We start from the raw sequence: 26,316 nt of genomic DNA, 5'->3' as shown, positions 1-26,316 counted from the left end.
CAAGGGATTTAGGCTTGGGCGATGTAGTCCGTCATCGTCTTGAGCTGGTAGCGCGAGACTTCCTCGGCGTTCTCGTCTTCTGCAAAGACCGACGAGACCATCACGGTGTTCGCCTTGTCCAGGAACCCGATCTCCTTGAGGCCACCGAAGAACTCGGTCCAGTTGACGTCGCCATCGCCGATCTTCAGGTGCTGGTGGACGCGCACCGCGTTACCGGGCGGGTTGGTGATGTAGCGCAGGCCGTGCGAGGCATGGTGGTTCATGGTATCCGAGACATGCACCAGGCGCAGCTTGTCTCCGGCGGCACGCATGATCTCCAGCGGCTTGTTGCCCATATGGAAGGTATGCGAGGCAACGTAGACCATGCCAATGTTCGGAGAGTTCACGCCACGGATCACCCGCAGGGCAGCCAGACCGTCTTCCACGAAGTCATCCGGATGCGGGTCGATCAGCACATCCAGACCCTCCCGCTCAATGATGGGCAGGAGTTCCTCCATGGAACGGTAGAACGCCCGCTCGGACTCCTCGGCCTTCTCCGGACGGCCGCTGAACTCGGTGTTCATCGTCTGCACACCCAGGTCCACGGCAATCTGGATGGCACGCTTCCAATAACGCACCGCGGCCTCCCGGGCGTCCTCATCCGGCCCCGACCAGCGCAGGACAGGCAACACAGAAGCGATCTCGACGCCGGCGTCCTTGCACGCGGCCTTCAGCTTGCCCACCAGCTCATCGTCGGCCTTGGGGTGGTTGAAGAACGGAATGAGGTCAGCGTGCGGGGTCATCTGCAGGTACTTGTAACCGAGGTCGGCCGCGACCCGGGGAAACTCCAGCAGGCTGTGACTGTGGTGGAACGGAGTGGGATCAAGTGCGATTTTCATGCCGATGCCCCTACTTGTAGAGATCCGGTTTGGTGTTCAACTGGACCTTGACCTTCTCACCGGATTTCTGCGCCTCGACGCCGGCCTCGCAGCACGCTGCTGTGGCGTAACCGTCCCAGGCGGTCGGGCCGCCGATTTCGCCGCGAAGTGCCGCATCCACCCAGGCCTGCACCTCGACGTCGTACGCTGCACCAAAACGGTCCTCGAAACCGGGGGTGACGGTGCCGCCCCACTTGCCCGCGGTCTGGATGTAGGGGCCCGAGTCACCGCCGATGCTCACGATGCCGTCCTCGAAGGACGCCTGCGTGGCCACCTGGTAGCCGAACTTGGCATTGACGTAGATTTCGACGTCGGCAAGCACACCGGACTCGGTTTCGAGCAGGACGTGCTGGGGGTCGTGCTGGCCGTTGGGGGCATTGCGGGTGGCCTTGCCCAGGCGTACCTGCACCGAGGTGATCTCCTCACCCGTGAAGTAGCGGATGGCATCGAACTCGTGGACCACGGAGTCGTTGATCAGCATCTCGTTGGTGAAGCCCTCAGGTGTGCTGGGGTTGCGGTGCTGGTGGTGCAGCATCAACAGCTCCCCCAATTCGCTGTTGCGGATGATGGAACCCAAAGCTGAGTACTCGGCATCGAAGCGGCGCATGAAGCCGACCTGGATGCGCTTGTGGCCCAAAGCCTGCTCAGCCTGGACCACCTTCCAGGCGCTCTCGGCGTCCGGCGTCAGCGGTTTCTCGCACAGAATTGGAAAGTCCTTTTCCAGCGCCTTGTAGAGGATTTCCTCATGGAGGAAGCCGGGGGTTGCAATCAGGACGGCGTTTACGTCGCCGTTGTTGAGCGCCTCGTCGGCACTTGCCAGCGCCACGGCGCCGTCAATACCTTCGACGGCGGCCTGCGCGCGGGCAAGATCGACATCGACGACGGCGGCTACTTCAGCGCCGTGGATGCGCGTGCTGAGACGCTTGATGTGGTCGGCACCCATGCGGCCTGCGCCGATGACGGCAACGCGGAGAGTCTTGGTCACTGTATCTATCCTTCGAAAAAGTCGGGGTGGTCTGGCTACTGGACCCGCGTACGCGAGCCGCAGGAAAGCAAGTAGTTGCGGGTGCGCTTGGCAATGGGCATCGGCACGTCGAACGCTACCGGGTACATGTCCTGCTCCACGATGCCGAAAATGGGCCGGCTAAGCCCTTCCACGGCTTCGATGACCGCGCGCAGATCCGGAAGACCGTTCGGCGGCTCGGTCATGACACCGGCCAGGTTGGCGGCGGCCCACGTCATGTTCTTCTCGTTGACTTCAGCCAGGACCTCGGGATTGATCTGCTTCAGGTGCAGGTAGCCGATGCGGTCCGGGTAGTTCTTGATGAGTTCCAAGCTGGAAGCCCCGCAGTACTCGGCGTGGCCCGTGTCCAAGCAAAGGTTCAGGTACTCGGGGTCCGTGGCCGCGAGGAGGGTCTCGATGTCCTTCTGGGCACCGACGTGGGAATCGGCGTGGGAGTGGAACTGCTGGTGCAGGCCGAAGTCCTCCAAGAGGACCTTGCCCATGCGGTTGTGGCCGGCGAAGAGGTCCGCCCACTGCTCATCGCTGAGCTCCCCGTTTTCCACGGCCTCGCCGGTGACGTCGTCGCGCCACATGGCCGGAATGACCACGATGTGCTCGCCGCCCATTGCCGCCGTGAGTTCCGCTACCTTGCGGGCGGGCTCCCAGGCTTCGTCGTACTGCGTGGCGCCGCGGTGGAATGCGGTGAAGACTGTCCCGGCGGTGACCTTGAGATCGCGCTGCTTGAGTTCTTCCGCCAGGCGGGTGGGGTCGTTCGGGAGGTAGCCGTAGGGGCCGAGCTCGATCCATTTGTAGCCGGACTCGGCAACTTCGTCCAGGAACCGCTCCCACGGTGTCTGCTTGGGGTCGTCCGCGAACCACACGCCCCAGGAATCGGGTGCGGTGCCAATGATGAGCTTGTTCTCGACATCAGTCATGACAGCGTTGTCTTTCTCTGCAGCGGTTCAGTTGGAGGGGAAGTTGTAGGAGGCGCCGGAGGCGTGGTGGGTTTCGGGCCAGCGGGAGGTGATGACCTTGCCGCGGGTGTAGAAGGAAACGCCTTCGGGGCCGTAGATGTGCTTGTCGCCGAAGAGGGAGGCCTTCCAGCCACCGAAAGAGTGGTAGGCCACCGGGACCGGGAGGGGCACGTTGATGCCGATCATGCCCACGGTCACCGAGCGCTGGAATTTCCGTGCCGCAGCGCCGGAGGAGGTGAAGATCGCGGTGCCGTTGCCGTAGGGGTTGGAGTTGATCAGCGCGATGCCCTCTTCCAGGGTGTCGACGCGGACCACTACCAGGACTGGGCCGAAGATCTCCTCCTGGTAGGCGGTCATTTCGGTTTTGACGTGGTCGATCACGGTGGGGCCTACCCAGAAGCCTTCTTCGTGGCCCGGGACGACGAGGTCACGGCCGTCCACCACCATGGCAGCACCCGCGGCTTCTGCTTCGGTGACGATCTTGACGATGCGTTCCTTCGAGGCCGGGGTGATCACCGGGCCCATCTCGGCGCCGGGTTCGGTGCCGTTGTTGACCTTCACGGCCAGGGCACGTTCTTCGACCTTCTTGACCAGCAAGCCAGCAGCGTCCCCGACGGCGACAGCAACAGAAATTGCCATGCACCGCTCACCGGCGGAGCCGAACGCTGCGGCGGCGAGGTGGTCGGCGGCGTTGTCCAGGTCGGCATCGGGAAGCACGATCGCGTGGTTCTTCGCCCCGCCCAACGCCTGGACACGCTTGCCGTGCTTGGTGGCGGTCTCGTGGACGTACTGGGCAATCGGGGTGGAGCCAACAAAGCTGATGCCGTCCACATCCGGGTGGGTCAGAAGGCCGTCGACGGTTTCCTTGCCGCCGTGAAGGACCTGGAACACGCCATCGGGCAGACCCGCTTCCTGCCAGAGCTTTGCCAGCAGCAGCGACGGGGACGGGTCCCGCTCCGAGGGCTTGAGGATGAACGCGTTACCGGTGGCAATGGCCATCGGGGCCATCCACAACGGCACCATCACCGGGAAGTTGAACGGCGTAATACCGGCCACCACACCGAGCGGTTCCCGGAAGGAGAAGACATCGATGCCGGTGGAAACCTGGTCCGAGTAGTCACCCTTGAGCAAGGACGGAATGCCGCAGGCGAACTCGATGACTTCCAAGCCACGGCCGATCTCGCCCTTGGCATCGGAGAGGACCTTGCCGTGCTCGGCGGTGATCAGCTCGGCGAGTTCATCGACGTGCGCTGCGACTAGTTCGCGGAACTTGAACAACACCGCAGTGCGCTTGGCCAGGGAGATGTCGCCCCAGGAATCAGCGGCCTTGCGGGCAGCGGCGACCGTGGTGTTCAAGTCGTTCCCGTTGGCCAGGCGCAGCTCGGCAGTGACCTGCCCGGTGGCCGGGTTGTACACCGGCTGGGTGCGGTCACCTTCACCGGCGGACTCAGCGCCGTTGATGAAGTGGTTGATGGTGGTCAAAGTGGTCGTCGTCGACATCTGCGGACTTCCTCGTCTTAGTGCTCTTGTGGCGGGGTTTTGGGTTCAGCCGAGCAGCTTGCGCTGGCGGCTCTTGTGGTCTGTGTACGTCTTGTAGGCCTGCTGCGTGGATTCCAGTTCCGACACGGCTGAGACGGGAACGTCCCACCAGGACTCGGAGGACGGTGCGTCCAGCAGGGGGTCGGACTCGACGTGGATCACGATCGGGCCGGTTTCCGGGGCGGCTTTGGCTTCCTTGATCGCAGCACCGAGGGACTCGATGACGTTCCCGCCCGGTTCGATCCGGATAACCTTTGCGCCCAGTGATTCGGCGTTGGTGGCGAGGTCGATAGGCAGGTGCTCACCGGCGTCGAAACTGTGCTGTTCCTTGTCCAGGACGCGGTACTGCGTTCCGAAGCGCTGCGAACCGAGGGATTCCGAAAGCGAGCCAATGGAGGCGTAACCGTGGTTTTGGATCAGGACCACGATCAGTTTGATGCGTTCGGCGACGGCGGTGACCAGTTCGGTGTGCATCATCAGGTAGGAGCCGTCCCCCACCATGACCACCACGTCCCTGTCCACGCCCCCAGCGGCGGCTTCGGCCAGCGCTGCACGCTTTACACCCAGGCCGCCTGGGATTTCGTAGCCCATGCAGGAGTAGGCATACTCCACGTGGTAACCGAAGGGGTCCCGAACACGCCACATCTTGTGCAGGTCCCCCGGGAGCGAACCTGCCGCGCAGATGACGACGTCGTGGTCGTCCATCGCTTTGTTTGTGGCGCCGATGATCTCGTTTTGCGCCGGCAACGGCGTGAAGCGGGTTTCGAAGGCCTCGTCCACGATCGCGTTCCAGCGCTTCTTCTCCGCCGCGATTTTCTCTCCGAGGTCCGCGCCGACCCGATAGCCGCCCAAAGCCTGGTTCAGCTTCACCAAGGCCTTGCGGGCATCAGCGACGATCGGCAGGGTGGTGCCGTGCTTGTACGCGTCGATTGCCGCAACGTTGATGTTCACGAACTTCACGTCCGGGTTCTGGAACGCGGTCCGGGACGCAGTGGTGAAGTCTTCGTAGCGGGTGCCGATGCCGATGATCAGGTCCGCCTCGGCAGCGATGGCGTTGGCCGCCGTCGTGCCGGTTGAACCAATGGCACCGAGGGAGAACTGGTGGTCCCACGGAAGGACGCCGACGCCCGCCTGGGTGTTGCCTACCGGGATGCCGGTAAGCTCTGCAAACTTTGCCAGTTCCTCGTTGGCGTAGGCATAAAGCACACCGCCGCCGGCGATGATCAGCGGGCGCTTCGCGGCGCGGATTGCCTCGACGGCACGGCGGATGTCCTCATCCTCGGCTTCGGGGCGTCGGATCCGCCACTCGCGCTCGGCCAGGAACTCTTCGGGCACCTCGAATGCCTCGGCCTGGACGTCCTGCGGCAGCGAGATGGTCACGGCACCGGTCTCGGCCGGGTCCGTCAGTACGCGCAGGCCGTGGTGGAAAGCCGAGAACAGCTGCTCCGGCCGTGAGACGCGGTCGAAGAACTTCGAGAGCGGACGGAACGCGTCGTTGACCGTGATGTCGTAGGCATACGGGAGCTCCAGCTGCTGCAACACGGGGTCGGCGGCGCGCGTAGCGAAGGTATCCGAAGGCAGCAGCAGGACGGGAAGGCGGTTGGTGGTGGCCAAGGCCGCGCCCGTCAACAGGTTCGAGGAGCCCGGACCGATCGATGTACTGATAGCAAACGTCTGGCGGCGGCGCGTGTGCCGGGCGTACCCCACGGCCTGATGCACCTGGGCCTGCTCATTACGTCCCTGGTAGTACGGCATGATGGTCGGGTCCGCGGCTTGGGACTGCTTCAATGCCTGGCCCACTCCGGCCACATTGCCGTGTCCGAAAATACCGAACGTTCCCGGAATCAAGCGCTCACGGTAATCAACACCGGCAACAGAGTCCACGGTGTACTGCTTGGACAAGAACTCGACCACGGCCTGCGCCACGGTCATCCGACGGGTTGCTCCCACTGGTCTCTACTCCGATACTTTCACGGGAATACGGTTTGACGAGCTGAGCCCGGAAGCATCAGCCGCCCCGGGCGAAGTGTTGTTCAGCAGCGAGGCGGCCGTCGCTACGGCACCGGCGACATCGCCGTCGTGCGGGTACAGCAGGGTGCGCCCCACCGTGAGGCCCTGGACGCCGGGGAGGGCGAGGGCCGCCTGCCAGGAAGCGAACACTTCGTCCTGGCTGCCGTCCGGGTCGCCGCCGAGCAGCACGGTGGGCAGGGTGGTGGAGGCCATGACGCGCTCCATCTCGGCAACTACCGGCAGTTTCATCCAGGTGTAGGCACTGGTGGATCCCAGGCCCTCGGCAATGCCGACGGACTTGATGACGGCGTCGGCGCGGAGGTCGTTACGGACCTTGCCGTGCGAATCACGGACCGAAAGGAAGGGTTCAACCATGGCGATGAGCTTCCGTTCGGCCAGCGAATCGATGGCCTTCGCTGTGGCCTCAAGGGTGGCAACGGTGTCCGGGTCGCCCAGGCAGATACGGGTCAGCATTTTGCCGCCGTCAGCGCCCAGTGCCTCGAGCGCGGCTGCGGTGTGGCCGGTGAAGCGGTCGTCGAACTCGTTGACCAGGCCGGCGAGGCCGCCGCGGTTCATGGAACCGAAAACCAGTTTGCCCTCAAGGGCGCCGAGGAGCAGGAGGTCGTCCATGATGTCCGGCGAGGCCAGGATGCCGTCAACGGCGGGGTTGGCCAAGGCGATTTGCAGGCGGTCCAAGAGGTCGCGGCGATCGGCCATCGCCATCGGCTCGGAGCCAACGGCAAGAGCCCCACGGGCCGGATGGTCGGCGGCGACTATGAAGTTCTGCACCCCATGCTTTAAGCCGGGATGACGACGGCGGGTGGCAGCTGCGCGGGCCACGGCCTCCGGGTCCTCAAGCCGGATACGGCTCAAGTGTTCATAGCGGCGGGGGTCATCGTTGAGGCTCAACGCACTGCTCCTTCTGCAATGGGGGCTTCTGCGGGGGTTCCGCCCGGGACCGGACGTCCGCGTTCGGCCAGCAGCGAGGTGACCTCCTCCGGCGTCGGCATCGCATCCGCGCAAGAGAGACGGGAGGCGACGATGGCGCCGGAAGCGTTCGCGTAATCCAGGACTTCGGACAGCGGCCAACCGGAGAGCAGGCCGTGGCAAAAGGCACCCCCGAAGGAGTCACCGGCGCCCAGTCCGTTGACGGTTTCCACCGGTACCGGCGCCGAAACCACACGTTCCGTGCGGGTCTTGGCCATGACGCCTTCCGCGCCGAGTTTCACCACGGCGATTTCGACGCCGGCGGCCAGCAGGCGGTCTGCCTGCTCGTCAGGCGTCCCCTCCCCTACGGCCACGGCGCATTCCTTGTCATTGCCGATCGCTACCGTGACGTGCGGGAGGATCTTGGCCACCTCTGCACGGGCCTCTTCTTCGGAGGTCCAGAACATGGGCCGGTAGTCCAGGTCGAGAATGGTGAACTGGCCATTCTTGAGCCCGGTCCGGGGGCGGGCCTGGTGCGCCGCGATATGTGCACTGCGGCTCGGCTCCTGGCACAGGCCTGTGACGGTGGACCAGAAGATGCCGGCCTCCCGGATGGCATCCAGGTCCAGTTCTTCGGCCTTGATCTGCAGGTCAGGCGCGGTGGGAAAGCGGCCGTAGAAGTACAGCGGGAATTCGTCCGTGGCGGGCTTGATCGCGCAGAACGTCACCGCAGTCGGGTACTGGGCTACCGGCGAGACGAAAGAGTCGTCAACGTTGAACTTGTGCAGTTCGCGGTGCAGGTACTTTCCGAAGGCGTCGTCGCCGGTACGGGTGATGACGCCGGTACGGCGGCCATGGCGGGCGGCAGCAACGGCAACGTTGGAAGGCGAACCTCCGAGGTACTTGCCGAAGGACGTCACGTCCTCCAGGTCCACTCCGATGTCGTTCGGGTAGATATCAACGCTGATGCGCCCGATCGTGAGCAGTTCGTGGGTCACGGTGATCGTTGACCTTTCTCTTGTGAACTCTTTGAGCGCTGGGCCCCAATGCCTTGCCACCCCTCAGTGAGCGGGGCCACATGACTACTTTGCACCAGATCGCATGTCCTGTCAAAGGTTTGTACTGACATATTTACAACATGACACAACCCGGCTTTATTTGCGCGGAACAGCCAGCTCGCCGGTGACATACTGGCTGCGGCCGAAACCAAATGACCAGTCGCCCGCAGTGTTCTCCACGTAGCCCACGAAGACATCCTCGCCGGCCACGCCCACCCCGGCGAGGCTCGTTGCAATGGCTTCGAAAAGCGAACTCTTGGCCATCTGGCTACGACCCTCCTGGGTGAAGATCTGGATCATCACCACCCCGTATGTCCGCTCGAATCCAAGCCCGGCATCCTGCGCAACGATCTGCCCCCAGGGATGCTCGGTGAGGATATGGAAGTAGTCGCGCTCGGGAATTCCATACTCGGCGACAATCGCGTCATGGATGGCGCGGCTGACGGCGGTCAGCTCTTCGGGTGAACGGCCTTGGTTGACGTCGATTCGAACAAGCGGCATTGCAGAACCTTTCTTGGAAGTTTGTCCTAACATACTAACAAAGTTGTCTGATTCTGGATACAGCAGAAGCACGACGGCGGCCCGCCACCTTCCGTTGGAAAGGTGACGGGCCGCCGTCGTACTCGTCGTTAAACAGCAACGCGGGGTCACTTTTGGCCCATTCCGGGGGGTGGAATGGGCCGTAAGTGACCCCGCGTTGCTTGATGGAGCTTTAGAGCGCTGCGTAAACCTCGCGCAGCAGCGTGGCGGTCTCGGACGGCGTCTTGCCGACCTTCACGCCTGCAGCCTCAAGGGCTTCCTTCTTTGCCTGTGCGGTACCAGCGGAACCGGAGACGATGGCGCCGGCGTGGCCCATGGTCTTGCCTTCGGGAGCCGTGAAGCCTGCCACGTAGCCAACAACCGGCTTGGTGACGTTGGCCTTGATGAAGTCGGCTGCACGCTCTTCAGCGTCGCCACCGATTTCACCGATCATGACGATGGCCTTGGTCTCCGGGTCGGCTTCGAACGCGGCCAGGGCGTCGATGTGCGTGGTGCCGATGATGGGGTCGCCACCGATGCCGATCGCGGTGGAGAAACCGAGGTCGCGGAGTTCGTACATCATCTGGTAGGTCAAGGTACCGGACTTGGACACGAGGCCGATGGGACCCTTGCCCGTGATGTTTGCCGGGGTGATGCCAACCAGGGCTTCGCCCGGGGTGATGATGCCGGGGCAGTTCGGTCCGATGATGCGGGTGATCTGCTTGCCGTCAGCGTCCACCTTGGACTGGGCCAGTGCCCAGAATTCGGCGGAGTCCTGAACCGGAACACCTTCGGTGATGACCACTACGAGGCCGATGCCGGCTTCGATGGCTTCGACGACGGCGTCCTTGGTGAATGCCGGCGGAACGAAGACGATGGAAACGTCTGCGCCGGTTTCAGCGATGGCTTCCTTGACGGTGCCGAAGACGTTGATTTCCTTGTCGCCGTGCAGGACCGTGGTGCCGGCCTTGCGGGCGTTCACGCCACCAACAATGTTGGTGCCGGCCTTGAGCATCAGCGCGGTGTGCTTGGTGCCCTCGCCGCCAGTGATGCCCTGAACGATGACCTTGGAGTCTTTGTTGAGGTAGATAGACATTCTCGCGTCCCTTACTTAGCTGCGTTGGCGAGCTCGGCGGCCTTGTCGGCGCCCTCGTCCATGGTGGCGGCCAGGGTAACCAGCGGGTGGTTGGCCTCGGTCAGGATGCGGCGGCCTTCCTCGACATTGTTGCCGTCGAGGCGAACTACCAGCGGCTTGTTCGCAGAGGAACCAAGCTCGGCAAGTGCACCCACGATGCCCTTCGCCACGGCGTCACATGCGGTGATGCCACCGAAGACGTTGACGAAGACGCTCTTGACCTGGGAGTCGCCCAGGATGACGTCCAGGCCGTTGGCCATGACCTCGGCGGAAGCTCCACCACCGATGTCGAGGAAGTTGGCGGGCTTCACGTTGCCGTGGTTTTCGCCAGCGTAAGCAACGACGTCAAGCGTGGACATCACAAGACCGGCGCCATTGCCGATGATGCCAACTTCGCCGTCCAGCTTGACGTAGTTGAGGTCCTGCGCCTTTGCCTTGGCCTCGAGCGGGTCAGCTGCGTCCTTGTCCTCCAGCTCACCGTGGTGAACGTGGCGGAAGTCAGCGTTCTCGTCCAGGGAAACCTTGCCGTCAAGGGCAACAATGTCACCGGCACCGGTACGGACCAGCGGGTTGACCTCAACGAGCGTGGCGTCTTCCTTCTTGAAGACGTCCCAGAGCTTCAGAATGACGTCGGCGACTTTGCCGCGCAGTTCTTCAGCGAAGCCTGCAGCTTCAACGATCTCGTCGGCCTTGGCCTGGTCGATGCCCACGGCGGGGTCGATGGCGATCTTGGCCAGGGCCTCAGGGCGCTCCACAGCCAACTGCTCGATTTCCATGCCACCTTCAACCGAGCACATGGCCAGGTAGTTGCGGTTCGCACGGTCGAGGAGGACCGAGAAGTAGAATTCTTCAGCAATATCGGCACCCTGGGCGATCATCACCTTGTTGACGGTGTGGCCCTTGATGTCCATGCCCAGGATGTTGGTTGCGTGCTCAAGCGCCTCATCAGCGGACTTGGCAACCTTCACGCCGCCAGCCTTGCCGCGGCCACCGACCTTAACCTGTGCCTTGACGACAGTAACGCCACCGATCTTCTCGGCAGCTGCCTTCGCTTCTTCAGGAGTGTGCGCCACGATGCCGGCGAGCACGGGTACACCGTGCGCTTCGAACATATCGCGCGCCTGATATTCAAACAGGTCCACGGTTTAGTGTCCTTCTACGTCGAAGTAGTTTTATGTTCAGCCGGGAACCGCGATGACCGCGATAGCCAGCTGCGGAAAGTACGCGGTAACAACCAGGATTGAAGCCGGTCACATTGCGTAAGGTCCTCTCGGAACTTTAGCCCTTTGAGGAGTCCCGCCAGCTACACACTACCTGTTAAGTGAGTAACCTTACACTTCTATCGCATGTAGAAAAACCGCAGGATGACGCGGATTTTGGCTTCATCAACGGCCCTTTCCGGGCGATCAGAAGCCTTCCTTCAGGCTGCCCCGGACTGTCTTGCCGCCGTCGGAAACCAGCTGGTAGCCCTTGCGGCTGACGAAGAATGCCACGCCCCCTGAGACGTTTCCGCAGGCAACGCCGCCGTTGTACGCCGAGCACCGCAGGCCGTTGCGCTCAATGTTCTGCCCGTCGGCCAGCTCGCGGAGCTTGGAGATGGGGCCGGTGCGGCTGCCCTTGGGCCCGAACTCCGACTCCATTTGTGTTACGCCGGAACGACACGAGCCGTACACGGCCTTGTCCGGAGTCAGGAGCGCCGTACCGCCGAGGTAGCCCAGCCCCGTCCCGGCGCAGTCGTCCGCCATGTCATCAGGCTCAGGCTTGGCGTACGCTGCGAGCTCGCAATGGACAACCGGCACAATCGCGAATTTGTTGTTGGCAGCGTCCGAATAGGAGTTGGCCTCGTAGGGCAGGTTGAGGTGGCCGCCCCGTGAGGACGTCATGGCACACACGATGTTCCGGTCCGCGGCGACGAACGCGGTAACGTCCTCGCCGGCGGACAGCGAGGTCTGCTCAGAGACCGGAACCTGCTGCAGTTGCTCCAGGGGCGGCAACGGGGCAGGCGGAACGTAGTCGGGGTCCTTGGTGGCGAAGGAGCAACCCGACACCACAACCAGGATCAAAGCGGCCAGGAGCCCCCACACTGTGCGTCGCATGCCACCAATTATGCCGTGCTGCGTCACGCATCCAGTTTTGTCAGCGGCGCGTAGCGCAACAGCAGGCGCTTCTCGCCGACGTCGAACTTCACCTTGGCGACCGTCTTGTCTCCCGCGCCTTCGACGCCGAGCACCACGCCGTTGCCGAAACTCGTATGGTTGACTTTGTCCCCCACGGCGACGGAAATGACTTCCTTTTGCGGCTGGACCCTGTTGCGTGCGACGGCGGCAGGCACGTCCGCGTCGAACCCTGCGGTAGGGCTTGCGGCCTGACCACGGGAGGTTCCGGCGCCCCAGAAGGAACCGCCGTAGCGGTTGGAACCGATCGGAGCGCTGCCCCATCCGCCCGCTTGCCGGCTCATTCCTTCGCGCTTCCACTCCACCAGCTCCGACGGAATCTCTTCCAGGAACTGGCTGGCAGGGTTGTACTGGCTCTGGCCCCACATGCTCCGCACCTCCGAGCGCGTGACGTAGAGCCGTTTCCGCGCACGGGTCAGTCCCACATAGGCCAGGCGACGCTCTTCGGCGAGTTCCTTGGGATCAGTGGCCGAACGCTGGTGGGGGAAGATGCCGTGCTCCATGCCGGTGAGGAACACCACCGGGAACTCCAAGCCCTTGGCCGTGTGCAGCGTCATGAGGGTGACAACTCCCATGCGCTTGGCCTCTGCCACAGCCGCATCAATGTCGGCACCCGGCGCGTCCGGAATCTGGTCCGCATCTGCCACCAGGGAAACCTGTTCCAGGAATTCGCCCAGCGAACCGTCGGGGTTGTCGCGTTCGTACTCACGGACCACTGCCACCAGTTCGGCGAGGTTCTCCACACGGGACTCGTCCTGCGGATCCGTGCTCGCGCGCAGCCCCGCAAGGTATCCCGTCTGCTCCAGGACGGCTTCGAGCGCCGCAGCGGCACCGGAGCCTGCGGCAACTTCGGCGAGGTCATCCAACAGCTTCACAAAGCCCAGGACGGCGTTGACCGAGCGGGTGGCCATGCCCGGTGCCTGGTCCGCGCGACGGGCAGCGGCCATGAAGGACGTGCGCTCGCGCTCGGCAAGGGCGGCAACGGCGCCCTCGGCACGGTCACCGATTCCGCGTTTGGGTTCGTTCAGCACGCGGCGCAGGTTGACGTCGTCGTCCGGGTTCACCAGGACGCGCAGGTACGCCAGGGCATCCTTGATTTCCTTGCGTTCGTAGAAGCGGGTGCCACCCACCACTTTGTACGGCAGGCCGACACGGACCAGGACGTCTTCAATGGACCGCGACTGCGCGTTGGTCCGGTAGAAGATGGCGACGTCGCCGGGACGAAGCCCTTCCTCGTCCTGCAGCCGGTCGATTTCCTTGGCGATGAACTGGGCTTCGTCGTGCTCATTCTCCCCGACGTAGCCAATGATCTTTTCGCCATCGCCTTCGGCCGTCCACAACCGCTTTTCCTGGCGGTTGGGATTGCGGGAGATCACCGAGTTCGCCGCGCTGAGGATGTTCTGGGTGGAGCGGTAGTTCTGCTCCAGCTTGATGGTCCGCGCGTTCGGGTAGTCGGCCTCGAACTCCACGATGTTCCGGATGTCCGCGCCGCGGAAGGCGTAAATGGACTGATCGGAGTCGCCCACCACCGTGAGTTCGCTGGGCTGGACGTCGGTGTCGGTCCCGAGCCCTACGATTTCCCGGACCAGCGCGTACTGTGCGTGGTTGGTGTCCTGGTACTCGTCCACCAGGACATGGCGGAAGCGCCGGCGGTAGGACTCCGCGAGCGCAGGGAAGGCCCGGAACATGTAGACGGTTTCAGCGATGAGGTCATCGAAGTCCATGGCGTTGGCTTGGCGCAGCCGCTGTGCGTAGCCCTTGAAGACCTCGGCCACGGCCTGCTCAAAGGGATCGTTGTAGTTCGCCGAGGAAGAGTAGGAATCGGCGTCGATGAGCTCGTTTTTGAGCGCCGAGATTTTGTGCTGGATGGCCTTCGGGGCGAACTTCTTGGGGTCGAGGTCCAGGTTCTTCGCCACGAGCGTGATCAGTCGCAGGGAGTCCGCGGAATCGTAGATGGAGAAGTTGGAGTTCAACCCCGCGTTGGCAGCCTCGCGCCGCAGGATGCGGACACAGGAGGAGTGGAAGGTTGAGATCCACATGCCCTTGGCCCGTGCCCCTACCAAGGCTTCGATGCGCTCCCGCATCTCGGCTGCCGCTTTGTTGGTGAAGGTAATGGCCAGGATTTCGCCGTGATGGGCACGCTTGGTGGCTATCAGGTAGGCGATCCGGTTACTGAGTACGCGGGTTTTGCCTGAGCCCGCGCCGGCGACGATGAGCAGCGGGCTTCCGGCGTGCTTGACTGCCTCTTCCTGCTGCGGGTTCAGCCCCTGAAGCAAGGCATCCGCGGAAGGAAGCCCTGATGCGCCCGAATTGCCCCATCCCCCGGAGGCTGGAGAGTCGCCCTCCTGCAAGCGGGCGCCCGTTGCACCACCACCTGAGCGCGAAAGCTCCGGCGCAGCCTTGACTGCGGCTTTGGTTCCAGCTTTGAAGGGTCCGTCTGCGTAGGGGTCAAACAACATATCCATGGTGCCTACCAGTCTAGGCGGTGCCTCCGACACTATAGAGCCTTGCGTCCACAGCCCGGCTACTGCTGATCATCCTCCAGCAACCACCCGCCCGCGGTGAGACGTTCCCGCAGCCCCAGCCTCGTCAGCGGCTCCGGACCGTCCTGGAACTTCCGCCGTACCGAGGCGATATGCTTCTTCACGCCGTCCACTGAAATGCCCAGCAATTGCGCGGTCTCGGCCATCGTCCCGGCCGCTCCTCCGAGATACACCGACACCACTTGATGTTCCCTCGCAGACAATTGCGGCTCCCCCATCCCCGCGTCCAAGGCCTCAGAGACTTCAGGGGTTACGTAATGCGTACCCTGCGCCGCGCACCTGAGCGCAGTCTCCACCACGCTCGCCGGGGCGGTTTTGGGGATGTAGGCCAGCGCACCGGCCGCCATCGCCTGCCGCATGACAGCCGGGTCCACGACGGAACTGCACACCACCACCTGTGGACCCGACGAAAGGATCGCCTGGATTTTGGCCCGCAGCGGCACTTGGTCGCCGAGCAGGACATCGAGGATAACGACGTCGGACAAGGCACCCAGGCGGGCGGCGGCGTCGGCCCACGAGGTGTAGCGGCCAACCACGCGAATACCAGTGGTGTTGTCCTGAAGCCACTGGGAAAGCCCCTCCAGCAGGACCGCATGGTCTTCCACGATGTCCACCTCGATGGTGGGTTGGGACACCGGGTATCGCATTTTTATCGGTCCTCCGCGCATATGATGCTGCCTAAGTGGTCATCTTATTCCGATGACAGGTTTTGGGGAGACATTCATGGGGGCATGGATAACGCGGCTGGCAGCGCAGCGGAAAGCGGTGGAGCGCTCGGACCTGTTGGCCCGGTCCGGGACAGTAATGAGCTTTGTCTTCGTTGCGGCCTCGTGGCTATACCTGTTCCCCATCATGGATGGTCCCTTGTGGCACCGGGCCCTTGCCTGGGCAATCGTGACCACGCTGGTGCTGTGCTTCGTGGTGATGCTGCTCAGCGACGTCTGGCCGCTCCGGCTGATGATTGTGGCCGGGCTGATCATCTTGTCGGAGCTCCTTGCAGGTGTTGCCTACCGCCAGGATTCGGATTCGCTGTTGTTGGCGCACAGTCTGCTCATCGGTGCCAGCTCCACCGTTGCCTTGTCCTTGCGCGGCACCTGGAAGTCCGGAGTCTTTACGGGTCTGCTGGGCCTAATGGTTTTCGGGCATACCTTGGCGACATCCATGATGCACCACCTTGGGCCCACGACATTCCTGATCCTTCTTGGATTCTGGCTCATCATGCTTGCCATCCGACAGTCGGCCCCCAGGGCCCTTGATGTCTATCTGCGCGACCAGGCTGTCAAGGCTGAGTCCCTGGCCGCCCAGGCAGTTGCCCGGGACCGGATCAACGCAGCATCCCAGGACGCCCGGCAAATCCACGACACCGTGCTCAGGGGACTTACCCTCCTGGCCAGGGGTGGCGCCGGTGTGGCGCCGGAGGACTTCCGGGGCATGATCGCACCGGCAGCTTACGACGACGGCGGGGCACCCGCGCGAAACGTCGGCGCCCTTGGGACCGCATCCGTGGGGGACGCCGGGCAGGTGACGATCCGCCCGGCCGGCCGCCTCGCCGTCGTCGAGCCTTCCACAGGCACCGAGGTGACTTCCTTGCTGAAGGCGCGTGCCCGCGAACACAGCCGGGACGGTTTCTGCGTGGACGTCTTCGGCGAGGGCGGGTCATTGCCTCCGGATGTTGGGCTGGCTGTGGCCGACGCAGCCGGGGAATGCATGGTCAACGCAGCGCGGCACGCCGGGAGCGACCACGTGGATGTGCTCGTCTCCCGAACCGGTCCCCTGGTGTCGGTATTGGTCAGCGATGCAGGCTGCGGCTTCGATGCCGGGTCCCTCCCGCCGGAGAGTTTTGGTGTGCGCCACTCGGTGATTGAGCGGATGACGGAGGTAGGAGGACGGGTCAGGCTGTTGTCGACGCCGGGACGTGGAACCACGGTGGTCCTCGAAGTAGAGGCAGCATGAGCAGGATCCTTCCGGAGAGTACTGCCACTGCAACCGGACCACTGTTCCTGTCCCGGGGCGTGCTGGTAGCGGCCAGTGCGACGCTGTGGATCTTATCGGCCCTGACCCAAGCAGGGTCCTTGGACGGGACCAGCCTGGATGACTCCAGGCTTGCCTCGGTGGCCTTCGACCTCGCGGGCTGTGTTGTAGCCATCCTGGCATCGGCCCCCACAACCGCCCGGCGGCATCTTCCCCTGTTGCGCCTGCTCTGGCTTGCCAGCTCCATTGGTTCGGGCATCATGACGGCCCATGTGGTGACGATGTCCTCGGGCTACCTCGCGCTCGCGTTCAACGTCATGCTGGGGACGGCTCTGGTCTTCTTGGTCTGCCTGCGATGGGACCTGATGGGATTCATGCTTCTTTCCGCCGCCAACTCCCTCTTGAGCAGTGCCTATTACGCCATTACCCCCCGTTTCGGTTCCGGGGAGGGCTTGTTGATTTTCTTCATCACCCTCATCCCCGGGCTGTTGGGAGTCCTGATCGTGGTGGGCATCCGCAGCCGCATGGAGGAGCAGATGGCCCGGCATGTCTCCCAGTCTCTGGCCACACTGACCCGACAGGCCGATGCCCTCGATTCAGCCCGCACGGAGGAACTGTCCACCACGCACCGTCACATCGAGGAGCTCTTTGCCAGGGCGGCCCGGAGCGAAGGCCGCACTCCGGGTCCGGACCTCGCCGCGGAGGCCCAACTGCTGGCCTCCCGGTTGCGTGCACAGCTGATGGTGGCCCAGAGCAACAACTGGTTCAATGAGTCCCTGGTGCTGGCAGGTCTTGATTCCAGGGTCTCTGTGGCTGCGCAGCCGGACCTCCTGCAACGCATTCCGCAGGCGCATCGCCACGCGTTTCTCTCGGTGACCATGCTGCTCGCCACCCCCCTCCCCCGCCCCGGACATGACGGCGTTGCGGCACCAGGCAGCTTACACGTTTACGTGGAGCCGGATATCGGGGAACTGGTGCTGATCACGTGGAGAGTGACCAACCTCGATCCCGCACGCTGCACCCCTGCCCTGTGGAGTGAGGTCGAATCGCTGGGGGTCCCACGTGTACACACGGACCCTGGAGGAGCAAGCGTGATGGTCCATATCAAGGCACCCAAGCTATGGTGACGCGGCTGGTGGTGGTGGACCGGCACCAACTGATGATCGACACACTGGACGCCTGGCTGCGCCGCAATGCGCCTGACCTGGTGGTCGGGGCAGGCTTCACCACCGTTCCAACCCATCTCCAAGAAGACGCCTGGACCAGCCTGTCCGCGACCGTGGCGGTCCTGGGAACCCTTGACCACCGCGCAAACCTTGTCCCCGCAGTCGGTCACCTGGTCCGGACGGGCTTACGTGTGGTGGTCCTGGCTACGGCACTGGACCCGTGGGATGCCGAGGCCGTCCGCTCTGCCGGAGCCCTGGGCTACGTTCCCAAAGCGGCGGGGCCTGAGCACATGGAGTCGGCCCTCCGTGCGGCCGCCGCCGGACAGCAGTACGTGCATCCTGATGCCGTGGGCCACATAGCGGACAGCACGCCGGAACGCGTCAAGCTGTCACCGCGCGAGCAACGCCTCGCCGAGCTGTATCTCGGCAGCGATCCCCTGCCCGTGCGCGGGGTGGCCGACGCCATGGGCATCAGCGAACAGACCGTCAAGGCCCATCTGCACAGGATCCGGCAGCGCTATGCCACCGCGGGCGTCAAAGTGGGCAACGTCATCAGCCTGCGCAAGCAGCTAACGACTGACGGCTGGATCAGCTGAGCCCTGCTGCGCCCGGGCCCGGCGGCCCCTGCGCTTTCGCGCGGACTCCTTCTTTGGGTCCGAGGCAAGCAGGCTGATCAACGCAACCAACAGCGGGCCGCACAATGCTGCCATGAATCCCGCGACGATCATGTGTTTGTAGATCTCGGACTGGCCACCGTTGAGCATGACAGCCCAGAACTGGAACCAGCATCCCAGCACCATGACCACGGCCAACCGGCCCACGGCGCTCCGCTTCCGGAAGGCAACGGCCAGGCCCAGCAGCAGGGTCACCAGCTGCATCCCGACAAAGGCCACTGGCGCGGCCTTCAGGGCGCTGAACAGGCCCAGGACTACGGGGAAACGCCGTTCTTTCTCGTACGGTCCATGCCCGGAGCCTTCAAGGTAGGAGCCAACATAGCCCAGTTCCGGTGTCAGCATGGCCGTGATGCCCCGTTCACCCATGGTGATGAGCCGTTCGGGGTGCGTGGCGTAAAAACCGGCGATGGTGCCCAGGCTGATCTTCTCCTGGAACTGGTGGTACAGCGGGTTGTGCACGGCTGAGCGCGTTGAGTCCACGGTGGTGTCCATGGCATTGATGAAACTGCTGTCCAACCCCAGCCATTCCAGGTCCGCCTCGGGGGTGGGGCTGTACGGAAGAAGCTCCACGAACACAGCGTTATACAGGTTTACCTCGGAGAACCTCTTGGGCTGGGCGTTGATGAAGCCTGCCGAGAACGCAGCGATCACCAGGATCGCCGTCGCCGGCAGAAACCATGTCCGCCAGCGCGGACGCCGGGCGGCCGCAGCAGAAGGTTCGACGGCGGTCGCGTCACCTTCAGCCGCGCCGGGACGCCACGGCTGCCAGAGCAGCGCCAAGGCCACGACGGGCAGCCACGAGACCAGCTGCGTCTTGGTTGAAAAGGTGAACACGGTGGCGAGGACAACGAAAAGTACAGCCAGCCACTGGGGTCCGCGTCCGTTCCAGTAGTGGAGCAACGCCACGGACACGGCCAGGATGCCCAGGAAGGCCGCGGCCTCGCTGTAAGGCGAGATGAAGAAGTCAGCAAAGATTCCGTCCGCCATCACGACCGTCACCAGCCCTGCGATCAGGACGCGGAACCAGGCCCGACCCGGCAGTACGTTGACCAGCGCCGCGATCAACAGCCCGAACACTGCGCAGCAGACAATGCCCACCGCACGGGTATCGAGCCCCTGCCCCCAGCCCAGCAACGGGGTTAACAGCTTCCCCAGCCACAGGAACAGCAGCTGGGAAGAATAGTAGGGCTCTCCAGTGCCGCTGGCTCCACAGCCTTCGCCGTAGTACGTGTGGGGAACCCAGCTTGGGTGGATGTACTTTGTGAATTCGGCGTAGTCCCATGGGCGTTGGTTCATCACTCCCAAGGAGCACACCAAGCTGTGCCCGTCGCCTTGGTCACCCATGCCGACAGGTTCGGGAACCAGCAACCGCACCATCATGAGGGCAGCCGACACCAGCCCGGCGATCAGGGCCACCCCTGGAACGGGTCCCAGATGCAATGCCCCGGGTCCGAACGCCCTCGCGAGGAAGCGGGCCACACTCCCTATCGGCCGTGCTTTGTTCCGCTCCCGGCCGCGCACCGGGGCGGGAGCGAACACTTCAGTGGGTTCGCTGGTGCGTTCACGAAGTCCGGTCGCGTCCTCAACCATTGCTTGTCACTCCCCCGGTCCCAGGGGCGTGCACAGGTGCCAGGCTACCGGTCGTCAGTGCCAGGGGCTGGCCAGGTTCTTGAAGGCCCGCAGGGGCCACCGCGCACCGGATGGTTCGTGCAGTGCCCACGGTGCGGATGACAGGGTTGACGCTTATGCCTGCGGGCAGCTTCTCACTCTTCAGGAACTCCAGGGCGTAGGGAAGGCAGCGGGCTTCCCGCGCCTCGGGTGTTGCCAGCGACGCGTCCTGCGCCACCCAGGCGCTGATGTCCTCAGCGGTGTGGGGTTCCGAGCACGGAACATCCGCCCCATCCTCGGAAAGGACGCCATCCTTGAGTTCCTGCCGGTAGCAGAGCCGTACAACGGCGGAGTTCGGCCCAGCCAGCGCACCTGTGAGGTCAAGGCCCGTTTCCTGGGGCGTTCCGTGCTGGTCCGTCAGTGCGACGTCGCAGCGAACCGACCGGGCGCCCGCTGCCCATGCGTCGCGGCTTGGGAAGTAGCTGGTGACCGTCAGTCGGGTGGTTGCATCCCGGGTGGATGCTGAGAGATAGCTTCGCAGCTCCTCAGTGGTGCACACTCTCCTGCCAGCGGCCTTGAGCTGCTGCTGGTTGGGGCGCGCTGCCTGGCTGGCCAAGGGCTCAGGGAACGTTGTGACCAGGAACGTCTGTGTGGTGTGCCGTTCGCTGCAGGGCACCGGCGGCCGGGATTCGCTGCCCGCGTCGTATTCCTCCGGCGAGAACACCGCATGGCACAGCCCGGCTTCCGGAGTGGCCGTGTCCACACCTGGCTGCGGCTGCTCACATGCTGACAGTGTTGAGATCAAAACCGCAGCGGCCACCATGACCCCTGCGCGGAACGGGCTACGACGACGCACGCCGGCCCTTGCCCTGCGCAGCCGGCCGGCTCTTGCGGACGACGGCGGCCCGGACCAGGACGATGATGGCGGCCACGAACCCGAAAATCACCACGAAGGAACCCAGGAAGTGGTGCATGAGGTCAAAACCCTGCTGACCCCAGCTTTGCTGCGCGGCTGCGATCATGAAATAGCGGGTTGCGTTGCTGATGCACACGATGACCAGGGCGATGATGGCGGCTGGCATGAGCCGGGTTACCGGGATGCGTCCCATCAGGAAGAAGATCCCGGCCAAGCCCGCGACCGGGGCCAGCAGGACCGCGCTGGAGCACAGTCCTGTCACTTGCAGTGCGAACGGCTGGCCACCGCCCACGTTGTGGAAAATGATGTCATCCACGCTGTAGGACGCGCCGCCGAGTACGCCGTCGAAAATTACGGACATAAGCCAGGCTTCGGCGGACCGGATGTGTTCCTGCTGCAGCATCGCTGCTGCTGCAGCGGCAAGGAAGACCAGCCCGATGAGGCCACCACCGCGTGTCTTCCGCACGGGGATTGCCCGGGGTCCTGAGGGGATGCTGATGTTGCCGGCTTCGGCGCTCATGGCCACTACGCTTCCTTCGCTAGGAGTTTGACGTCGGCTTCCTGGTTGCGGCGGGTCTTGGCCCACCCCTGCCGGCCGGTGATGAGGCGGTAGGTCGCCCTCAGCACCGTGACGTAGTTCTGGTACATGTAGAGCCAGTAGCCGAAGCCCCAGAGCACGCCGAGCATGAAGTTCTTCTCCGGCGTGACCTGCTTCCGGTACACCAGTCCCCACAACGCGAAGGGCAGCACGCCCGTGGCAAAGATCAAGGGAATGATGAACCATGCCGCGCTGATCCAGGCGCCGAAGCTGCCCATGGTCAGCGAACCCTGCGCCACCATGGTGATGAAGAGCGTAGGCCAGAGGACCAGGCCAAGAATCTGGATGAAGGGCTGGACCAGGAAGTAGCTGGATTCGATGGCGCCGACGTTGCTGAAGTAGGGCGATTCGAAGATCCGCTTCAGGTACACGCTGCACTGCATGCCGCCGTGGCACCACCGGGTGCGCTGGGTCAGGAGGCGACGCAGGTCAGGGAGCGCTTCCTGGGCCACGTGGGTGTCGTGCATGTAGACGGTCTTGTAGCCGCCAAGCATGATGTGGATGGCGAGTTCGTAGTCTTCCAGGAGCGCCCCATGCCACGGTTGTCCGGACGTTTTGGCAATGACGTCCAGGGCGGAAAGACGCGTGAACTGGCCGTTTCCTCCCAGGCCGACCGTCAGCGTGTGGCGCCTGAGCGACTGCATGGCAGCGATGGTGGTACGGAATTCCATGTCCTGCATCAGGACCAGATACCGTCCAAAGGACTTCTTGAGGCGCTGCAGCCCGGTGCCACCCTCGAGGGCAGGGTCCTGCAGGTTGGACATCCAGACGGCGGTTTGCGCGGCCCCGACTTCAGGGTCGCCGAATGCAAGCGGACCAGCTGCCTGGCGGAAGGCGTTGTCAGCCAGGTGACCATCGGCGTCGACCACCAGGACGATCACCGAAGAACGGTCGACGTCGGCCGGGAGCCAACCGTCCAGGGTGCGGTAGGCGGCGTTGAGTGCATCGCCTTTGCCGGTGCGTGCCAGCGGACGACGCCGGCGCACCAGATGGATCATGGGGTCCCGAAGTGAAGCGGCATCGACGATATCCGCGGTTGCGTCGTCGCTGTCGTCATCGACAACCCAGACGTGGGCTTCGGGAAATCGCTTCCGCAGCAATCCCAGTGTCTCGCCGATCACCACCTCTTCGTCCCGGCACGGAATGAACACGTGCCACGAGAAAGAGCCGGGATCTCCTTCGGGATCGGGTTTGCGCCGGAGGAAGGGCACCAGAATCACCAGGATGTACGACAGAAAAACCACCAGGAGCACAAAAGCCAGCGCCTGTGCGGATTCGAGTACCGACATTTACTTCCGATGCTTGGGCGAGGGCGGGAAGGCCCGGGAAAAATGGGGGTGGCGGGACGGCCCGTAAAGAGCCGTCCCGCCGATGGTATTACGCGTTGGGATCGGTTCCCCGCTTTGCCGCTTTGAGCCTGCTGTTGCGCAGGACCACAAAGCCGGTGATCAGCAGGGCAACCCCCACCAGGATGACCCAACCGAGGGTTGGGGCACCGGTGACAGCCAGCGTGGTACCGCCTGCGGCCGTGCCGCCGGCAGTCCAGTTATTGCCGTACATTGACAGTTCTCCTTTCGCCGTTGCGTGGTCGCCGGAGCGATCAGGCAGCGGCTACCGCGGTGCGGCGGCGTGAGCGGACGAACAGCCAGCCGAGCAGTGCCAGGAGGGCCACGCCACCGGTGATCGCCATGGTGTCGGTGTTGACCAGCGGGATCGCCGCTGCGTCAAGGTTGGGTCCAACGGTTGCGTTGGCCAGGTTGACGGTGGCGATGGAGCCGCCGGCGACTGCGACCTGCAGGGCGCGCTGGGTGAAGGCGCCCGACGGTGCGGTTTCCTGGACGTTGACCTTGGCCGAAACCAGGGCCGTCAGCGCCGTGCTCAAAGGAGCCACGATGCTGGTGGCGAGGGCGCCGGTGACGCCGTTCAAGGTTGTGGTCAAAGCGGCGAGGGCGGGTCCGGCGACGATCTGGGCGATCGGGCCGAGGCCGTTCACGGCAGTGGTAGCGGTTGCCAGGGTGCTGCTCACAACGGAGGTCAGCTTGTTGGCAACAGCCTGGGGCAGGAACGAGATCAAGTCGGTTCCGGCCGGCAGGGAGTTCAGGTCCGCGACGCCGGCAACAGCCAGGAGGTCGGCCTCCGTGATGGAGATGGTTCCACCGGCCACCGGGTTGGCCACCGTGACGCCCAAGGGGGTCAGGACGGCGTTGGCCGTGTTGATGGCAGTGCTGATGGTACCGGCGACGCCGCCGATGACCGTGCCGCCAACTTCAGCGGAAACGCCGGCCACGGAGTAGGCACCCTGGGCTGCTGCGCCCTGGTCCTTCTTGGCTGCTGCCGCGAGGGTAGCCACCTGGAGGTTCACGTTGACGAGGTCGGTGCCGCCCAGGATGCCGGCCGTGCCGACATTGATGCGGGCGGCGGGGATGGAAGGATCGCCGTTCGTCGGAAGGCCGCCGGGCAGGGTCACCAGGCCGGGAGCGCCGCTCACAGTGCCGGAGAATGCTTCCGAGGAACCATCGTTGACTGCCTTGCCGTACTGGCTGACAGCGCCGACCTGGATGATGCCGTTGTTCTGGAGGAGCGGGATGTTGCCCGCGCCCACGTTCACGACACCGAACACGGCGCTGAGGTCCAGCGGAGTGTCGTTTTCAATGACTGCCGGGCCGGACGGCGGGGTGCCGATCTGCTGGGCAGTTGCTGCTCCGTTGGATGCCAGGCTGGCAAAGTTCGGGAGCGTGAGGACGGACCCGTCGATGATCTGTCCGCTGCCCACCGAGATGACGTCAGTAGGTGCTGCGTTTGCTGCCGGTGCGGCCACCAGGCCGATGGCCAGGGCCGATACCGCTGTGACACCCACGGCAGTGGGCCACAGCTTGCTCTTGCTGTTCAAGTATTCCCCCTTGCGAACGCTGCAGGACAGGGCTGTTCTGCAGCTGAGACTGTGGGGGCAGACGCCCCCCGCTGCAAAATAACAAGCAGATCGGGGGCACAGTCTCGGGGGTACCCGAAGGGGTTAACGCCTCCTTCAGGTACTAAGCAAACTGTTCAGCCACTAAGCGAACTGGGGAACCGAGGTGAGAGCGGCACCCAACTCACGGACCGCCGTCGGGCTTCCCGCTACGAACCAGTTCATGCCGTTGACCTTGACGACGGCGGTGTCCCCGCCTGCTGCACGCACGATCGCCTTGCCGGGGAGCCAGTCCCACTCGGGGCAACTGTGCTGGAACCAGCAACCCAGCTCGCCGTCGGCCACCCGGCCGAGGTCGCACGAACCCGAGCCGAACATCCGAAGGGACGCCGCGGTGATGGCGGCTGCGTGCCAGGGCATGGCCGTACGGGGGTCCGCGAGCCACGTGGGGTGGATATAGGTGGCGGCAGAGATTTCGGCGACGGACACATCGCCGGAGCCGGAGATCGGCTCGCCGTTGAGTGTGGCCGGCTGATCTTCGCCACCCAGCCAGAGCTTGTCCAGTTCTGGCTGGTAGATGGCGCCCAGCAGGACCGCCGGATCGACGACGGGGTTGCCGCCGTGGTCTGCGTCGTCCCGCTTCAAGGCGATGGCGGAGCACCAGTAGGTGGAGCCGTGCAGGAAGTTGTACGTCCCATCTACGGGGTCGATCACCCAGGTCCGTCCGCTGGTCCCGGCCACCGAAGCTCCCTCTTCGCCGAGGATCCCGTCCTCGGGCCTGCAGCGGCGCAACTGGTCCAGGACATAGGCCTCCGCTGCGTGGTCGGCGGCGGTGACGACGTCGGAAATGGACGTCTTGCGTTCGCCTTGCAGTCCGCCCATCCGCATGAGCAGCGCCAGTTGCCCTGCTTCCCGGACCAGGGCGCTGGCCAGCTGGTAGTCATCAAGTGAAGGATCGAGTTCAGTTGCGGTGTGCCTGCCGATGGTCATGCGTCCAGCTTATGTGGCGGGATAATGAATGACATGGCCAAGACACCAGCGCAGCGCATCAAGAAGCACGGAGCAAAGGCAGTGGTACCCGATCACTCCCTGCCTCCCGTGATCAACCCCACCACGCAGCGCACTCCGCAGAAGGCACAGAGCAACTCCAGGTTGATCGTGATCGCCGGTGTCGTGGCCAGCTTGTTCCTGTTCTGGTACCTGCACCTGCTGACGCTGAACCAGATGACGCAGCTCTCGAACGGCCTGGCCATGCCCGACTCCCTGATCGGCGGCTTCTCCCAGGACTACATCGCCCAGCTGCGCTCCGCCATGGACGATTCCGCCCGCGGCCAGCTCAACTACGTCCACAAAACGGCAGGCACGCTGTTCCCGCTGATTTTCGGCTTCAGCTGGCTCCTGTTCATCGGCACCAACGTGGCCCGCAAGTCCTGGCGGTGGGCCATGTGGGCCGCTCCCCTGCTTTTCGCGGTGGCCCACTTGTGGTCCAACCTTGCCATCGATTCGGTGCTGTCCGCAGAAGCACCCGACGCCGGTTCAGTTGCCGTGGCGTCGGCAGTCACGGTTGCATCGTGGGTCCTTTTCCTGCTGAGCCTGGTGTGCGGTGTGGTCGCCGTCTTCCTGGGAAAGAAGCGCCCCGCCTGAGCACGGCTGTTTGAGCGGTCTCCCGCGCCCGG

At 64.1% G+C, this 26,316-nt stretch carries 24 protein-coding genes; 4 read left to right on the top strand and 20 right to left on the bottom strand.

Annotation, left to right across the window (positions count from 1 at the left end; translation table 11 throughout):
• Positions 1-8: 8 nt before the first annotated feature.
• The 13 genes from N5P29_RS05335 to N5P29_RS05275 all read right to left on the bottom strand — a co-directional run bounded on the left by N5P29_RS05335 (position 9) and on the right by N5P29_RS05275 (position 15,434).
• Positions 9-878 carry a sugar phosphate isomerase/epimerase family protein gene (locus N5P29_RS05335; RefSeq protein WP_262277609.1) on the bottom strand — a complete coding sequence of 290 codons (870 nt, stop codon included), beginning with the start codon at positions 876-878 and terminating at the stop codon, positions 9-11.
• A 10-nt stretch (positions 879-888) separates the two neighbouring features.
• Positions 889-1,902 (bottom strand): Gfo/Idh/MocA family protein, encoded by a 1,014-nt coding sequence (locus N5P29_RS05330; RefSeq protein ID WP_262277608.1) that lies wholly within the window; start codon positions 1,900-1,902, stop codon positions 889-891.
• A 35-nt stretch (positions 1,903-1,937) separates the two neighbouring features.
• Positions 1,938-2,855, bottom strand: a complete 918-nt coding sequence (locus N5P29_RS05325; protein ID WP_262277607.1) for a sugar phosphate isomerase/epimerase family protein — start codon at positions 2,853-2,855, stop codon at positions 1,938-1,940.
• A gap of 27 nt (positions 2,856-2,882) precedes the next feature.
• Entirely contained in the window at positions 2,883-4,394 is a 1,512-nt protein-coding gene (locus N5P29_RS05320; protein WP_262277606.1) for a CoA-acylating methylmalonate-semialdehyde dehydrogenase, read from the bottom strand.
• A 45-nt stretch (positions 4,395-4,439) separates the two neighbouring features.
• Positions 4,440-6,365 carry a 3D-(3,5/4)-trihydroxycyclohexane-1,2-dione acylhydrolase (decyclizing) gene (iolD, locus tag N5P29_RS05315; RefSeq protein WP_262277605.1) on the bottom strand — a complete coding sequence of 642 codons (1,926 nt, stop codon included), beginning with the start codon at positions 6,363-6,365 and terminating at the stop codon, positions 4,440-4,442.
• A 24-nt stretch (positions 6,366-6,389) separates the two neighbouring features.
• Positions 6,390-7,352, bottom strand: a complete 963-nt coding sequence (locus N5P29_RS05310) for a Cgl0159 family (beta/alpha)8-fold protein (RefSeq protein ID WP_262277604.1) — start codon at positions 7,350-7,352, stop codon at positions 6,390-6,392.
• Positions 7,349-8,368, bottom strand: a complete 1,020-nt coding sequence (gene iolC / locus N5P29_RS05305; protein WP_262277603.1) for a 5-dehydro-2-deoxygluconokinase — start codon at positions 8,366-8,368, stop codon at positions 7,349-7,351. Before iolC ends, N5P29_RS05310 begins: the two co-directional genes overlap by 4 nt.
• Positions 8,369-8,524: 156 nt before the next feature.
• Positions 8,525-8,929, bottom strand: a complete 405-nt coding sequence (locus N5P29_RS05300; RefSeq protein ID WP_262277602.1) for a tautomerase family protein — start codon at positions 8,927-8,929, stop codon at positions 8,525-8,527.
• A gap of 211 nt (positions 8,930-9,140) precedes the next feature.
• Positions 9,141-10,043, bottom strand: coding sequence for a succinate--CoA ligase subunit alpha (gene sucD / locus N5P29_RS05295; protein ID WP_144662653.1), 903 nt, complete (start codon positions 10,041-10,043; stop codon positions 9,141-9,143).
• 11 nt (positions 10,044-10,054) lie between these two features.
• Positions 10,055-11,224 carry an ADP-forming succinate--CoA ligase subunit beta gene (gene sucC / locus N5P29_RS05290; RefSeq protein ID WP_144662654.1) on the bottom strand — a complete coding sequence of 390 codons (1,170 nt, stop codon included), beginning with the start codon at positions 11,222-11,224 and terminating at the stop codon, positions 10,055-10,057.
• A 264-nt stretch (positions 11,225-11,488) separates the two neighbouring features.
• Positions 11,489-12,178, bottom strand: a complete 690-nt coding sequence (locus tag N5P29_RS05285) for a hypothetical protein (protein ID WP_262277601.1) — start codon at positions 12,176-12,178, stop codon at positions 11,489-11,491.
• 23 nt (positions 12,179-12,201) lie between these two features.
• Positions 12,202-14,721 (bottom strand): DNA helicase PcrA, encoded by a 2,520-nt coding sequence (gene pcrA / locus N5P29_RS05280; protein ID WP_262277600.1) that lies wholly within the window; start codon positions 14,719-14,721, stop codon positions 12,202-12,204.
• A gap of 59 nt (positions 14,722-14,780) precedes the next feature.
• A complete protein-coding gene (locus N5P29_RS05275) occupies positions 14,781-15,434 on the bottom strand; it encodes a response regulator transcription factor (protein WP_262277599.1) in 654 nt (217 codons plus the stop codon).
• 88 nt (positions 15,435-15,522) lie between these two features.
• Between N5P29_RS05275 and N5P29_RS05270 the strand changes: the two genes are divergently transcribed.
• From N5P29_RS05270 to N5P29_RS05260, 3 genes are read left to right on the top strand one after another with little or no spacing between them, the layout of a single operon-like run.
• Positions 15,523-16,752: a sensor histidine kinase gene (locus N5P29_RS05270; protein ID WP_262277598.1), complete on the top strand. Its 1,230-nt coding sequence runs from the start codon at positions 15,523-15,525 to the stop codon at positions 16,750-16,752.
• Positions 16,749-17,897 (top strand): hypothetical protein, encoded by a 1,149-nt coding sequence (locus N5P29_RS05265; RefSeq protein WP_262277597.1) that lies wholly within the window; start codon positions 16,749-16,751, stop codon positions 17,895-17,897. The genes N5P29_RS05270 and N5P29_RS05265 overlap by 4 nt, the downstream gene beginning before the upstream one ends.
• Positions 17,891-18,532, top strand: coding sequence for a response regulator transcription factor (locus tag N5P29_RS05260; protein WP_262277596.1), 642 nt, complete (start codon positions 17,891-17,893; stop codon positions 18,530-18,532). The genes N5P29_RS05265 and N5P29_RS05260 overlap by 7 nt, the downstream gene beginning before the upstream one ends.
• On the opposite strand, the gene N5P29_RS05255 is transcribed toward N5P29_RS05260, so the two are convergent.
• From N5P29_RS05255 to N5P29_RS05225, 7 genes are all read right to left on the bottom strand, one after another.
• On the bottom strand, positions 18,506-20,200 hold the full coding sequence (locus N5P29_RS05255) for a glycan biosynthesis hexose transferase WsfD (RefSeq protein WP_262277595.1): 1,695 nt from the start codon (positions 20,198-20,200) through the stop codon (positions 18,506-18,508). The two genes, N5P29_RS05260 and N5P29_RS05255, sit on opposite strands and share 27 nt — an antisense overlap.
• Complete coding sequence (locus N5P29_RS05250) at positions 20,193-21,074, bottom strand: septum formation family protein (RefSeq protein WP_262277594.1); 882 nt, start codon at positions 21,072-21,074, stop codon at positions 20,193-20,195. The genes N5P29_RS05255 and N5P29_RS05250 overlap by 8 nt, the downstream gene beginning before the upstream one ends.
• A complete protein-coding gene (gene xrtS / locus N5P29_RS05245) occupies positions 21,061-21,654 on the bottom strand; it encodes an exosortase S (protein WP_262277593.1) in 594 nt (197 codons plus the stop codon). Before xrtS ends, N5P29_RS05250 begins: the two co-directional genes overlap by 14 nt.
• 5 nt (positions 21,655-21,659) lie before the next feature.
• Entirely contained in the window at positions 21,660-23,021 is a 1,362-nt protein-coding gene (locus N5P29_RS05240; protein ID WP_262277592.1) for an XrtP-associated glycosyltransferase, read from the bottom strand.
• A gap of 88 nt (positions 23,022-23,109) precedes the next feature.
• Positions 23,110-23,292 (bottom strand): peptidase, encoded by a 183-nt coding sequence (locus N5P29_RS05235; protein WP_144662665.1) that lies wholly within the window; start codon positions 23,290-23,292, stop codon positions 23,110-23,112.
• A gap of 40 nt (positions 23,293-23,332) precedes the next feature.
• Positions 23,333-24,622: a PVV-CTERM domain-containing choice-of-anchor G protein gene (locus N5P29_RS05230; RefSeq protein ID WP_262277591.1), complete on the bottom strand. Its 1,290-nt coding sequence runs from the start codon at positions 24,620-24,622 to the stop codon at positions 23,333-23,335.
• A gap of 162 nt (positions 24,623-24,784) precedes the next feature.
• Positions 24,785-25,630, bottom strand: a complete 846-nt coding sequence (locus N5P29_RS05225) for an inositol monophosphatase family protein (protein ID WP_262277590.1) — start codon at positions 25,628-25,630, stop codon at positions 24,785-24,787.
• 33 nt (positions 25,631-25,663) lie between these two features.
• Between N5P29_RS05225 and N5P29_RS05220 the strand changes: the two genes are divergently transcribed.
• Positions 25,664-26,284, top strand: coding sequence for a hypothetical protein (locus tag N5P29_RS05220; protein ID WP_262277589.1), 621 nt, complete (start codon positions 25,664-25,666; stop codon positions 26,282-26,284).
• Positions 26,285-26,316 lie beyond the last annotated feature (32 nt).

This window comes from Paenarthrobacter sp. JL.01a, from assembly GCF_025452095.1.
GTDB lineage: Bacteria > Actinomycetota > Actinomycetes > Actinomycetales > Micrococcaceae > Arthrobacter.
The sequence above is the reverse complement of the archived record's forward strand: the minus strand, read 5'-3'. Positions and strand labels throughout refer to the sequence as shown.